Annotated in this window: 13 protein-coding genes and 1 pseudogene; 1 reads left to right on the top strand and 13 read right to left on the bottom strand. The window is 33.6% G+C overall.

The annotated features are described in order from the left end of the window. Positions 1-28 precede the first annotated feature (28 nt). The 5 genes and pseudogenes from AC3WVZ_RS12555 to AC3WVZ_RS12575 all read right to left on the bottom strand — a co-directional run. Positions 29-1,213 (bottom strand): annotated as a pseudogene (locus tag AC3WVZ_RS12555) (peptide ABC transporter substrate-binding protein); the annotation flags it as partial. Positions 1,214-1,233: 20 nt separating this feature from the next. Then, positions 1,234-2,235: a C40 family peptidase gene (locus AC3WVZ_RS12560; RefSeq protein WP_100651718.1), complete on the bottom strand. Its 1,002-nt coding sequence runs from the start codon at positions 2,233-2,235 to the stop codon at positions 1,234-1,236. A 39-nt stretch (positions 2,236-2,274) separates the two neighbouring features. Beyond that, a complete protein-coding gene (locus AC3WVZ_RS12565) occupies positions 2,275-3,336 on the bottom strand; it encodes a dipeptide epimerase (RefSeq protein ID WP_233936422.1) in 1,062 nt (353 codons plus the stop codon). A gap of 186 nt (positions 3,337-3,522) precedes the next feature. Further along, the gene (locus AC3WVZ_RS12570) at positions 3,523-3,849 is read right to left on the bottom strand and encodes a DUF3870 domain-containing protein (RefSeq protein ID WP_000271313.1); all 327 of its coding nucleotides are present in this window, start codon (positions 3,847-3,849) and stop codon (positions 3,523-3,525) included. A 297-nt stretch (positions 3,850-4,146) separates the two neighbouring features. Further along, the gene (locus AC3WVZ_RS12575; protein ID WP_001228738.1) at positions 4,147-4,503 is read right to left on the bottom strand and encodes an FtsB family cell division protein; all 357 of its coding nucleotides are present in this window, start codon (positions 4,501-4,503) and stop codon (positions 4,147-4,149) included. Between the two features lie 285 nt (positions 4,504-4,788). On the opposite strand from AC3WVZ_RS12575, the gene AC3WVZ_RS12580 reads away from it, so the two are divergent. Beyond that, positions 4,789-5,715, top strand: coding sequence for an aldo/keto reductase (locus AC3WVZ_RS12580; RefSeq protein ID WP_000559360.1), 927 nt, complete (start codon positions 4,789-4,791; stop codon positions 5,713-5,715). 19 nt (positions 5,716-5,734) lie between these two features. Here the strand turns inward: AC3WVZ_RS12580 and AC3WVZ_RS12585 are convergent, their stop codons facing one another. The 8 genes from AC3WVZ_RS12585 to AC3WVZ_RS12620 form a co-directional block, all read right to left on the bottom strand. Continuing rightward, positions 5,735-6,331: a DJ-1/PfpI family protein gene (locus AC3WVZ_RS12585; protein WP_000981424.1), complete on the bottom strand. Its 597-nt coding sequence runs from the start codon at positions 6,329-6,331 to the stop codon at positions 5,735-5,737. Further along, positions 6,328-6,819 carry an ankyrin repeat domain-containing protein gene (locus AC3WVZ_RS12590; protein ID WP_000400680.1) on the bottom strand — a complete coding sequence of 164 codons (492 nt, stop codon included), beginning with the start codon at positions 6,817-6,819 and terminating at the stop codon, positions 6,328-6,330. The genes AC3WVZ_RS12585 and AC3WVZ_RS12590 overlap by 4 nt, the downstream gene beginning before the upstream one ends. A gap of 532 nt (positions 6,820-7,351) precedes the next feature. Further along, a complete protein-coding gene (locus AC3WVZ_RS12595) occupies positions 7,352-7,582 on the bottom strand; it encodes a hypothetical protein (RefSeq protein WP_000789031.1) in 231 nt (76 codons plus the stop codon). 369 nt (positions 7,583-7,951) lie between these two features. Next, positions 7,952-8,215 (bottom strand): hypothetical protein, encoded by a 264-nt coding sequence (locus AC3WVZ_RS12600; protein WP_233936424.1) that lies wholly within the window; start codon positions 8,213-8,215, stop codon positions 7,952-7,954. 140 nt (positions 8,216-8,355) lie between these two features. Beyond that, on the bottom strand, positions 8,356-8,916 hold the full coding sequence (locus AC3WVZ_RS12605) for an AAA family ATPase (RefSeq protein WP_000767065.1): 561 nt from the start codon (positions 8,914-8,916) through the stop codon (positions 8,356-8,358). Between the two features lie 101 nt (positions 8,917-9,017). Continuing rightward, positions 9,018-9,779, bottom strand: a complete 762-nt coding sequence (locus AC3WVZ_RS12610) for a class I SAM-dependent methyltransferase (protein WP_000490911.1) — start codon at positions 9,777-9,779, stop codon at positions 9,018-9,020. Between the two features lie 227 nt (positions 9,780-10,006). Next, positions 10,007-11,746 carry a Xaa-Pro dipeptidyl-peptidase gene (locus tag AC3WVZ_RS12615; protein WP_000038291.1) on the bottom strand — a complete coding sequence of 580 codons (1,740 nt, stop codon included), beginning with the start codon at positions 11,744-11,746 and terminating at the stop codon, positions 10,007-10,009. A gap of 322 nt (positions 11,747-12,068) precedes the next feature. Then, positions 12,069-12,911, bottom strand: a complete 843-nt coding sequence (locus AC3WVZ_RS12620; RefSeq protein ID WP_000823433.1) for a peptidylprolyl isomerase PrsA — start codon at positions 12,909-12,911, stop codon at positions 12,069-12,071. Positions 12,912-13,093: the final 182 nt, after the last annotated feature.

Here is a 13,093-nt window from a genome sequence, read left to right on the forward strand (position 1 = left end):
AGACACCGAAAGGTGGCTGAGTAGTTACAACTTTTTTAAAGTTTTCCAAGTCATAATTTAATAGTTCTAACGTCACTTCATCTGTACCTGTTTCTTGCTTTGCCTTTTCCCAATATTCTTTCGCTTTTTTTACATCAGTTTTATTAAACTCACCTGCCGTACTTCTAAAATCTTTTTTATCTGGTCCCTTTAAAAATCCTTTTGGTACGTAATAGTTTGCTGCAACCGATCCATCATTTAAAAATGAATCTGCGAGTCCCTTCTTATCAAAAACTGTACTTAGCGCAAGACGTGCATTTTTATTTTTAAGAATCGGTACATTTTCATTAAATCGGAAGAAGTACATAACTGGATCTGTATATTGTTTTAGCTCTTTATTATTTTTATATTTATCTACGAATTCTGTAGAAATAACAGCTCTATCAACTTTATCTGTTTCATATAAATTTACCGCAGTTGAAATTTCTTTTACAATTTGATAGTTTACTTCATCTAACTTCACTTCTTTTTTATCCCAATACTTATCGTTTTTCTTCATTGTAAAACTAGCTTCATGCTTCCACTCTGATAATGTAAACGGTCCATTATATACCGCTTTATTTGCTTCTAATCCATATTTATCACCTTGCTCTTTCGCATATTTTTCGTTAATTGGATAGAAGGATGGTAAAATTAATAATTTCGTAAAATACGGTACAGGATGTTCTAGCTCTACGACGAATGTTTTATCATCCTTCGCTTTTACTCCTAATTCATCTAGACCTAGTTGTTTTTTATTTATCTTCTCAGCATTTTTTACATCGTACGCAATGTATGCATATTGAGAAGCAGTATCTGGATTTATCAATTGCTTCCAAGCGTATACGTAATCATGAGCGGTTACTGGCTCTCCGTTAGACCATTTCGCATCACGCAATTGGAATGTATATGTTTTTCCATCTTTACTCACTTCATATTTTTGTGCGCCGGCTTCAATTATTTCATCATTTTTCGATAGACGGAATAGTCCTTCCATTACGTTATTCAAAACGTTAAACGAGACCGCATCTGTTACTTTCCCTGAATTTAACGACGGAATTTCACCTGTTTCTAGTAACTGTAATACTTTCTTCTCATCTTTCGGCTTTGTTGCAGTTTTTTCTTTTACGCAACCAACTAAAAATGAAGAAACTAATAGAGTACTAACTAATGAGTAACGAATAACTTTTTTCATTTAAAAACCCCCTTCTATTTTTAAGGTAAGTAACGACGAGCACCAGCGTATTCTTCTATATATCCTGGTGTATTTAGCGGTATAATCTCTACCGACCTTTCAGCTCTTGGTGAGTGAATCATATTGCCATCACCAATATACATTGCAACGTGATGGACACTACCTTTCCCTTGATCATGTGCAAAGAAAATTAAATCTCCTTTTTGTAGATTTTCTTTATCAACTGCAACCCCTGCTCTTGATTGCGGTCCAGAATCTCGCGGAATTGTAATGCCGTGCGATTTATAGATCGTATGTGTGAAGCCAGAGCAATCAAATCCAAAACCACTTGTACCAGCCCATATATACGGTAAGCCTAAAAACATTTTCCCTGTGTTAATTAAATCATTGGCCGCCGGAGTTGGAATATCAGTTTGAGATCGGTAAACTGTTCCATCATTTTTTCGTAGCCATGCTTTCTGACCGTTTGGCAACAATACATGGTATGAAATTGTGTCTTCACTTAATAGCGGCAGTCTTGTATTATAACTGACTTCAAGTGATTTATGTTTTTCAGAAGGATTTATATATAAAATCGCTGTTGGTTTAGTTATTAAGACAAAAGGTTCATTTGTTTTATCTGCAAATTCTTGATTATATGTTAATTGTTTTTCAGGCATCCAGCCCGGATAACCTTCTTCATTTCGTGGTGTTGGCTGTCCATGCACTAATACCTTCACCCATTCGCCTTTCTTATCAATAACAGTTACTTCTTGACCGAGTAAAGCTTGTGTTTCTAATTTATTTGCATTTGTTAACCATAGTTTCTCGTCAAGTGTCATTGATTTCGTCCATTTCCATAGATCCACTGGATTTATTGCACTCGGTGTATCGATTGGTCTTAATGAATCAGGTGCTGTCCATAACGTTGCAGCAGATACATCTATAAATGCTTTATTATCCTTCTTTTCTTCAGCATTTGCCGATGTAAACGATGAAAATATAAATAAAGTTGTTAAAAATGCAGTTCCTACTTTTTTCATATATATCCCCCTTAAAAGATAGTTTACTTGTCTCTTCTCCTAAGATTTACTATTCACTGTCGATTGAAGGTTTACCTTTGATCCAGAATAAGTCATTCCTTCTGGCTCTTCCATTAACCAAAGCGGTGCATCAAGATCAAAATAATGAATATTAGGATGCGCTGCCGCTAAATGCGCAACAGCACTAACGGAAAGTGAAGACTCCATCATGCTGCCCACCATACACTTCACACCAGCTGTTTCTGCGATATCAGCAATACGCCATGCTTCACGTATGCCACCACATTTCATTAATTTAATATTAATGAAATCTGCATATCTTCCTTGAACGAGCTTTAATGCGTCACTTGCTGAAAATATACTTTCATCGGCCATAATTGGCGTTTGCACACGATCTTTGACGTACTTTAACCCATCCCAATCTTTCGCGTGTACTGGTTGTTCAATAAATTCTATATTTAAATTACGATTTTCCATCTCTTGAATGATAGAAACCGCTTCTTTTGGACTCCAACCTTGATTCGCATCTAAACGTAATGTCGTATTTCTTGGTACCACATTTCGAATTGCCTCAATACGTTCCAAATCTAAATGCGCCTCTTTACCCACTTTAATCTTTAATATTTGAAATCCTTTTTCTATATGTTTCTTCGCTTCTTTTGCCATTAATACAGGCTCATCCACACTCACTGTAATATCGGTATGAATTTCTTTCTTCCCGCCTAACAATGCATATAACGGCACATTTTGATATTGGCAATATACATCATATAAAGCGATATCTACCGCTGCTTTCGCACTTGAATTTCCAATACAACTCATTTGAATGCGCTGTAGTAACTGCTGAAATTGAATGATATTTTGACCAATTAAACATGAACGCATCGGCCCTAAAATCGCTTCTTGCATTCCGCTGGTGAAATCCCCCGTAATAACTGGCGTTGCGGCTGCAGCCCCCTTACCAATCACTCCTTCGTCTGTATGAATATAAACATCTATACTTTCAATTTCGGTTACAGTACGAAGCGCGGTTTTAAACGGTGTATGCAGTTTTACACGTCTACGATTTACTTTTACATCTGTAATTTTCATTTTGTTCATCCTTTCGTTCTCCAATGAAGTGAAATTTTAATCCACCGGAGATTTATACCCACGGATTATTAGGTAAACCCATTGGGCATTTACTCTCCTATCTCTCTACTTTATTTTCGTTTACTTTTAATGTAGGACGATAATGTGAAATAAAAAAATCCAGCCATAAGAATGATTCTTACGGCTGGATTTTGTCTATGATTGAGTAGACAAAGCAGCAAGCTGATTATATTTTTTCTGTGCATCTTTTAGCGCTACAAGTAACGCTTTTTGAGAAGAACCGAAATATCGGTTCTTTACTTCCATTACTAACGCCGGGTCATTTATATTTTTATGTAGAAATAAATATTTAACAAATTGAGATGTTAATGCAATTGTCGCTGAGCAGTCTGCATCTACAATTTCCCCTGTATCCTTAACAAGGATAAATGCTACGAAATAGCTTTTAAACTTTTCAGTAATGGGATTATTTTGAGGTGCTTTCGCATCCCCTACGATATAAATTGTATTTGAAGCGTACACAGCTATCTTCCTTTCTTATACGAGGATAACGGGTTTCTTAATAGTCGTATGAGCGAGGAACTCAACGTTGATTAAAAAATGTATCCGCTTACCTTGTATTATAATATAATTGACAGAATTTTAACAACATTTATTTTAGTGTATATTCCATATTTATGAAAACAGCTTAAACTCTTCATTTTTACAATATGTGATTGTTCCTTGTACCATGACATTCATACATAAAAAACTGCACCTCCAATTGTTAGACGCTGCCTAACAATTGGAGGTGCAGTTCAATGGCTAACTGTTTTTTTATTACTTTGGCATCACAAATATAGTTTCATTTGACTTAGAAAATTGATACTCTTTTCTCGCTAACTTCAAAATTTCTTCCTCATCGTCTGTTAAATTTTCTATGTTAGTCTTTAAAGAATCTTTATCTTTCTTTAAAGATACTAATTGTTTCTTTTGATCCGTAATCGTATCTTTCTTTTTATCAATTACTTCTTGTTGTTTCGTTAAAATATATTGAACGTACAGAGTAGTTGCTGCAATAAAAAGGACCATTAAAATAAGACGCCTTAACTTCTTTTTATTTATCTTACGCTTGTCACTAGGTTGTGATGATTGTTCTGGTATATTAGGAACATTTACTCGTTTGAGTTTCCTCATTCAAATCCCCCTAACCCATATTTTTCACTACCATCGGCACGTTTTCTTACTAAACTAAATTCTATTCTTATAAAATAAACTCCTTCACAAAAATATCCCATAAATTAACCAATTAAAGATAGCATTCGACGACATTTCTACATTTACACCGTTTTTTTTTATACATACTGCTATAAAATAGTAGTTTCTGTAATTCTTTTTCTACTATATGTAGAAGAGTTTTTTCACACACAAAATTCTTACCCCACATATCCATGTTATAACATGCTTACAAGGAGGAGAAATATGCATTACCGCACATTAGGTAAAACTGGAATAACTGTTTCTGAAATAGGTTTTGGGGCATGGGCAATCGGTGGTGATGAATGGGGACCTGTTAACGATAAACAATCTATAACTGCTATAAAAAAAGCAATTGAGTGTGGTGTGAATTTTATTGATACTGCGGATGTGTATGGTTTAGGACATAGTGAAAAGTTGGTGGCTACCGCGATTAAAGGACATCGTAATGATATTATCCTATCAACGAAAGGTGGTTTAATCGGACACCACTACGACCCTAATGGAGTTCCTGTATATGATACTCCCGAAAAAATCATCGCCGTATTTGAAACAAGTTTACAACGTCTTCAAACAGATTATATTGATCTTTATTTTTGTCATATTTGGTGGCATAATCGTAGAGAAACAGAAGCATTTCTACGTGCATTTGACATATTAAAACGTGATGGAAAAGTAAGGGCAGTCGGTGTTTCGACTCATGATTTACAATACATTCATCATTTCAATAACAACAACGAAATTGATATCGTACAGCTTGATTACAATATATTAAATCGAAAACCAGAAAAAGATATATTACCATTTTTACAAGAGAAAAATTTAGGAGCTGTTATTCGTGGTCCATTAAAAATGGGCATTTTAACTGGAAAATTCACAAATAAAACAATTTTTCCGGATGGAGATTTACGCAAAGATTGGCCAAATGAAACTTGGTTTCAAGAAGACTTACAAACTGTAAAGAAACTTCGGTTGCTCTCAAATAAAAATCAGACCTTAGGGCAACTTGCACTTCGCTATGTACTCTCTCATCCGGCAGTAAGTGTTGTAATTCCTGGTGCCAAAACAGGAATACAAGCACAAGAAAATGCAAATGCATCTGTTCGCCCTATGTTGAGTGATGAAGAGCTTAACTATATTCATTCAATATAAAAAGCCCAATTCGGGCTTTTTAATTTGGGAAACTAATATCATACTCCATTCGCTTCGCTGTGTCCTCTGCAACATGCACACCTAACAAGTTTTTCACAATATGAAATACCATATTAATTCCAGCTGAAATTCCGGCAGATGTTATAATATGTCCTTCATCTACAAACTTTACATTTTCTATAACTTCAACATTTTGAAACTCATTTTTAAACTTTTCAATACTAGCCCAATGTGTTGTTGCTTTTAAACCTTCCAGTAAACCTGCTTTCGCCAGTAATAGCGCTCCTGTACAAACTGAAGTCATCAGCTTTACTTCTTTCATTTGTTGGCGAATCCATTTTATTACTATTTCATTTTTTATTTCATATTCTCTAGCACCTAGCCCGCCCGGAATTATTAAAATATCCACTGGTGGTAAATTTTCAATACTATAATCTGGCTGTACCTTCAATCCGTTCCTTGCTGTAATCATTTCCCCATTCTCGCTAACTGTATAAACAGTAAATGGTTTTTCCTCATTCACCTCAGTTACAGAAAAAACTTCAAATGGCCCTGCAAAGTCTAACACTTCTACTTCATTAAATAAAAATATACCAACACTCCATTTATTCATCATAAGTTCACTTCCTGTTTCAAATGATGTAATAGATGATCATATCCTTTTTCTAATGCAATATCATACGCTGTTTTCCCATCATTTTTCTTTATCATCTTATTAGCTCCATTTTTAAGGAGTAACATAATTATTTCTTCATTTCCTAATAATGCCGCTTCGTGAAGTCCTGTCCAGCCACCACTTTGCATAATATTTACATCTAATCCTTTTTCAATTAAGAAAGCAACAAGTTCACTTTGCTTGTTCGCAATTGCTGCTTGCAAAGGCGTATTTTCATTTTCGTTTTTCGCTCTACTATGTATATCTGCACCACTTTCTAAAAGAAAACTCGCTATTTCTTTCTGTCCAAAATAAGCTGCTAAATGAAGTGGTGTCCATCCATCTTCACTACATTCGTTAACAATACTTGGACTCGCCTTTATAAACTTCACTACTTTTTCCTTATTACCACTTATAACAGCTTGTGCTATTGATTGTAAATGCTCCATAATAATCTCCCATCCTTCAAAATATTTAAGCATCTCCTTCTACATGTTCTATTCATTATTATATTTTCCTTTTAAAACCTTAAGTTTACATAATAATATTATATATCACTTTTTGTGCTTAATGCTGAATAGCAATAATGTTAAAAATACTGCCTTTAAACAATGAAGACCATGATTTCATTAGAATGACTGAAAAAGCAAGCAAAAAACTATACACATAGTTTTCATCATATTTGTTCAGTTGCATGAACTAAAACAGGTAATGTTTATTCTGCTATTTATGCTTTCAACATATCAAATAATATTATTCCAATAAAAAACAATCCATTTTAAAAATGGATTGTTTTTTTATTTCTGTTTTATGCGGTTTATTTTATTTTTGTATTTTCAATGATAGAATAATTATATTTACAAAAATGAAACACTACTATCTTAGCCCCTCTTATAGTAAGTTTTTCGTTCGAAAACAAAAATACAATTTCACCTTACAATTGAAAAAACATATGTAAAAGTTTCTAAAACAGCTGCCTTATCATACTAATCTATAGCAATTCTGTCTTCTTCCCTTACCTGTTTCCTTTAACACATACGATTTTAAAACTAGCGCCGTTAATGAATCTGTTAATGTTTTATATGATAAATTTGATAATGCCAATAGATCGTTCGTATATAACATTCTATGCTTCTCTAATAATAATAGTACTAATCGTTCAGACGGTTTTAATGCCTCGTCACTTTCTAGTATAAAGTCTATATTTTTCATTTCTCTAATTACTACTCCTTATATAAAAAAATACTTTAGGTGCTAATTTAATATGAAAATAATACATAACAAAATTATAGATATATTAAAATAGTACCATCTAAAAACACTATTATACTATAACATAGAAGTAGTGTTTCCCCAAATAGGAAATGCTTTTTTATATCGCTGTAAGATTCTTGCAAATGTACATAATATTTTGTACCATTACCCGCCAAGTTTTCTTCTAATTTCGCTGCTCATCCTGATGTATTTGTAATCAATGAAGTTCTTCTAAATTTATAAACAAATAAAAAACGGTTCGTCTATCATGCCCTAAACATGAATGACAACCGTTTTCTAGTTTCTTCTTAATTAACATGCTCTATCTTAAATATTTCTTGCAATATGCGGCTTACTGTAATAACTTGTTCCACCGCCACCTACAACTACTTTACCGCCTTTTTCGAAAATTAATAATTTACTTGAACCATCTGCAAGAAGCACTATTACTTCAGCATTATTACTTGTTGCTATATAAATTACATAACCACTCTTTGATATACAAGTTTCCCAATTCGCATCAAATTCTGATCTTACTACACGATTTGAATACACTTGATTTTCAATTCTATCTTGTTCTACGTTTTCCAAATTTATTCTCCCCTCTTCCCTGCATAGTTATATATATTAAAATAGCACCATCTAAAATAGTGACCGATTTTAACATAAATAGTATATGTAATTAGTAGGAGAATGCTTGGACAATAGAAACGAAATAGACTTCGGGAATTTTACAATTGAAACTTCTCTTTAATCATTTCCGCTACTTCTTTTGCACTCAAATACGTGTTATTAATTTTTATATACTCTTCTTTTTCAATTTCACCATGAAGAGAGTTTAATCTATGCATTTTCATCGTTTCTTTCAAATTATTTTCAGACCACTCAATATCTCTTTTTTTCGGTTTATGTTCTAATCTATTCGGGCTTTTATTTCGTTCTAATCTTTCATCTAATTCCGCTTCCAGCTCTACAAAATACACTGTCCCACCTTTTGATTCAAAAATATTTTCTACATGATGTATATAATCCCAATCCTCTTGGAGGTCAAATGCCCATATATACGTAAAAATCATTCCAGATAAATCACTTTTAGATACTTCTTCAAATATTTCATTACGAAATAAACTTACTAGTCTTTTTGCTTCTTTCGTACTGTAATCAAAAATTGGACTTACTAAATCAATTGTCATGTGGTTATGAAAAAGTTTTAAACCGGTTAATGTTGCTAATTCTTGCCCCACTGTCATTTTTCCAACTGCTTGTGGGCCAAATATTAATATAAGTTTCATTTATTTCCCTCCAATCTTTCTCTATAAACCATTACATAAAATAAAAAATAAGACAGCCGATTTTAAAACGATTGCCTTATTTTTTATTCATAGTTTTAGTTCTATTCTTTTCGCACAGCTTCAAAAGTAATCGTTTGATTTGCATTTGACGGTTCTTTTTCATAAACATATTCAGTAGAGCGAGTAATGTTTGAGAAACCTATACTTTCTAAAAGAAGTATAAACTCTTCTATTCCATACCAGCGCAGCGCAAAGCGTTGCAATTCTGTTTGTACTAACTGTCCTTTACTCCACTTTTCATATTTCAAATATGATACAGTAACTTGGTTCAGCCAATCTATTTCAATTGATTTATTTTCTAATGTGATTCCGTCTCCGCTTGGCAAAGAGAAAGTCGATGTATGAATTTCCCCAGTCTTCCATTTATGCGGGAGCATAATATCTACGATTAATCGTCCACCTGGATTAAGATGTTCATAAAAACATTTCAATGCATTTATAGAATCCACACGATTTTCAATTAAACAAAAAGATCCAGTAGGAATGATAATTGCGTCATATTTATGCGGAAGTGAAAATTGTTGCAAGCTTCCTTCATACAAATTAGGATGTAAGCCTCTCTCTTTACAGCGCTTACGGCAAGAATCTAGCATTTCAGGTGAATAATCTATCCCATCCACTTTAAAACCAGCCTCTAGAAGCGGAATGATGACACGCCCTGAACCTACTGCAGCTTCGAGGATTCTTCCTCTACAATCTTTTAAACGTTCTTTGTAATACTCAATATCACCATTTAAAGAATAACCGACTGGTTTTGTGTAATCATACAGTTCCGTACAAAGTGTACTATAAAAGCTAAACATTTATTTTCTCCTCCGTTTTTACGTACGGAAGATTTCAATTCAACTAATCTTCCTGTACCTCTAATTTTAATGAGATTTCGAAAGAGCTGACTGTCATAATATATCACTCACTTTCCATAGAATATAATGATATTGTATTACATAACCTTCCAATTTGAAATATAAAAATTTAAAATTCAGACTACAAATTAAAGAGCTTACTTTAGTAAGCTCTTTAGAAAAAATATTTATTTCACAATCGGCAATGTCACTTCACTTAATTTCACAGTAAGTTTTGTACCAGCTTTCGGTCTAATTGTATAATCATAATCACTTGCAATTAAAACAACTCCGATTTGATGCCCCGCTTTAAATACATAATCATCTGGCTGCATGTCCCATGTGAATGTATAATCTTTGCCCGGTTGAATCGCTGTTGAATTTTCTATACTCTTTACGTTTTGTGGGTCCATCCAGCCTCTCGTTACGATTTCCGGCTTCGCTCCTCCATAGTCAACAAGTAACGCTGTTAAATTTGATACAGATCGATCAATATTTCCTGTAATTGAAATCTTTGGTGTACCACTTATACGCGTATCTTTTTGCAGTACAGGCATTGTATATACTAATCGATTTGCTACTTCTAATTCTGGGTTTGCTACTAATTGGTTTGATTTTATTTGTGCATCATCTAAGAATGAGAAAACTTTATTAGCCGATCCCATACTTAGTGGCAAATTGACTGATTTATTGCTTAAATACATACGGATTTTTGAAGGTACAGCTGCTGGATCTGGCCAATTTTTTATCTTTTGCCACGTTTTATTTTCTCTTTGCACATCAACCATTGGTTCATCCATAATTCCATTTTCAATTCCGTACAACCAATAATCTAACCATTTATTTTGTGTTTGCTGCCAGTTATTACTTGATGTCCCACCATGACCACCTTGGTGTAGCCACATTTTACGCGGAACATTATTTTCTCCAAGTGCTTCCCACCATTGCGCGAACTGTTTCGTTTTAACATTCCAATCGTTTAAACCATGAACAACAAATACACTCGCTTTTACATTTTTAGCATCTTTTACATAGTTACGTTTATCCCAAAAATCATTATAATTACCTGTTTTTCGGTCTTGTCCAGCCGTTAACTCTTTTATAACTTGTCCGCAAACTTCAGGGTTTTCCCTTGTCAGTACTGCTTCTGCCATATTATCTGTATCTTCTCCTTGATATCCGCCTGGAGCAATGACTGCACCATTTGCACGATAATAATCATACCAACTACTAATTGCTGCGATTGGAATAATTGTTTTTAAACCTTCAACTCCAGTAGTCGCAACAGCATTTGGTAATGTACCATTATAAGAAACTCCAGTCATACCTACATTGCCTGTAGACCAATTTGCCTGAACTTCCTCACCCTGTTCTGTAAATGCTTTCGCGCGACCGTTTACCCAATCAATAACAGATTTTGTCCCGAGTATCTCTTGTTCATCTCCAGTTGTAGGGCATCCATCTGATTTTCCAGTACCGATACTTTCGCCTAAAATAACTGCATAACCTCTTGGCACGTAATAGTTCCCATACGAACCAAGATTAATCGCTCCATACGGTTTTCCTTCATACGCATACAATTCTTCATCTACATTATATACAGGAACATCTTTTAATCCAGATCGATATGGACTCATTTCATAAATAACAGGAACTTTCACATTCGGATCTGTCTTTGGACGCATAACTTTTATCGATACTCTGTCTTTCTTACCGTCTTGATCACTATCAACTTCTGTCTCTACATATAAATTTTCGATAATAGCTTCATCGAGAGAATAAATCGGTTTTGTCATCCCATTTTCTAATTCAATTTTCGTATTTTTAGTCTCTTCCTTCTTCTCTGCATGCACATCCATAGTAAAGCTAGGTATAATTGTTGCAGATAGCATTGCTGACAGTGTAATTGCCATTTTCTTTTTACTCAAAATATTCCCTCCCCTTATTCGTTCTCTTTTACTATATAACAAAATAACTGAAAATTCAGTTTTGTTTTTATATAAAAGTTGAGAAACTCAAAGATTTCTTATTAAGTAAAATTTAATGGAGGTGTGAAATTATTTTCCCACTCCCACCTTCTTTATAAAGTGAAACTTTAATCAACCCTCACCAATTGGACGTTTACGATCAGCAGGGCCACTTCTTTGCTTTCGCTGAATTTTGAGGTGGGGTCTTACTGCCCGGCAAATAGCGGAATAAATAGAGAAAAAGACAACCAATATTTCTATCGATTGCCTTACATTCCATTTATTATTTTTCTAACTCTTTAAAGGTATCTTTCAAGTCTTTATCAGATACCTTTATATCTGCATTTTTAAGCAGATCTCTAGTAACTTGTTGATGGAATTGAGGATCTTGTATACGTTGCTGTTCTAATTCTTTACGAATATTCTCTTTCTCTTCCTCATACGGTTTAAGCTCTTTTTTATCCGTTAGCTTAATAATATGATATCCGAAAGAAGATTTAACAGGTTCACTCAATTGACCAACTTCTAACTTATACGCAGCATCCTCAAATTCTTTCACCATCATACCAGGTCCAAATTCAGATAGTTCCCCACCTTTTTCTTTAGAACCTGGATCCTCTGAATATTGTTTAGCCAATGCCGCGAAATCTTCGCCACTATTTAATTTTTCTTTAATTTCTTTTGCTGTCTTTTCATCTTTTACTAAAATATGGCTAACTTGAAGCTTTGGCTTATAATGATCTTTAATATCTTTTTCCGTTACGGTTGCTTTAATAGCTTTTTCAAAAGCAAAAGTAAGCTTTAATTTCTCTTTCAACTGATCTTCATTTTTCACACCATTGGATTCCATATATGTATTAAAATTATCGCCCATCTTGTCTTTTAATTCTTTTAGTTGTTTCGTTACCTCTTCATCCGTAACTTTATATTTATCATGTAATACTTTCTCTACTACCATTTCAGATAAATTCTGTTTACCGTAGTTTTCTTTTAATTTTTTGTTAAAATCACTTTCTGAAATGCTTCCTGATTTTGTCGTTACAATATTATCTGATGAACCACATGCAGATAAAGATAACGTCATACCCATTAAAATGCTACCAATTACTAATTTCTTTCTTTTCAAATCTGAATACCTCACTTCATTAAATTCAAATATAACTATGTAAATATAACGTTTTCCTGTGAACTTCACGTGAATTTAATGAAAGTAGAACATTTGCTAATTCTCCATTTAATACATCAATTTTGAAAATTATGGTGATTCGTCCTATATCGCTAATCTCTAAAGCTGCAAAAAGGACTAAT

It is taken from the genome of Bacillus sp. CPT56D-587-MTF (genome assembly GCF_058792335.1).

Bases quoted from the DNA above. Each gene is read 5' to 3' on its own strand.
- AC3WVZ_RS12595 (WP_000789031.1), bottom strand. From the start codon at position 7,582: ATGAAAAATATAGACTTTATACTAGAAAGTGACGAGGCATTAAAACCG.
- AC3WVZ_RS12560 (WP_100651718.1), bottom strand. From the start codon at position 2,235: ATGAAAAAAGTAGGAACTGCATTTTTAACAACTTTATTTATATTTTCA.
- AC3WVZ_RS12575 (WP_001228738.1), bottom strand. From the start codon at position 4,503: ATGAGGAAACTCAAACGAGTAAATGTTCCTAATATACCAGAACAATCA.
- AC3WVZ_RS12585 (WP_000981424.1), bottom strand. From the start codon at position 6,331: ATGATGAATAAATGGAGTGTTGGTATATTTTTATTTAATGAAGTAGAA.
- AC3WVZ_RS12580 (WP_000559360.1), top strand. From the start codon at position 4,789: ATGCATTACCGCACATTAGGTAAAACTGGAATAACTGTTTCTGAAATA.
- AC3WVZ_RS12610 (WP_000490911.1), bottom strand. From the start codon at position 9,779: ATGTTTAGCTTTTATAGTACACTTTGTACGGAACTGTATGATTACACA.
- AC3WVZ_RS12590 (WP_000400680.1), bottom strand. From the start codon at position 6,819: ATGGAGCATTTACAATCAATAGCACAAGCTGTTATAAGTGGTAATAAG.
- AC3WVZ_RS12605 (WP_000767065.1), bottom strand. From the start codon at position 8,916: ATGAAACTTATATTAATATTTGGCCCACAAGCAGTTGGAAAAATGACA.
- AC3WVZ_RS12565 (WP_233936422.1), bottom strand. From the start codon at position 3,336: ATGAACAAAATGAAAATTACAGATGTAAAAGTAAATCGTAGACGTGTA.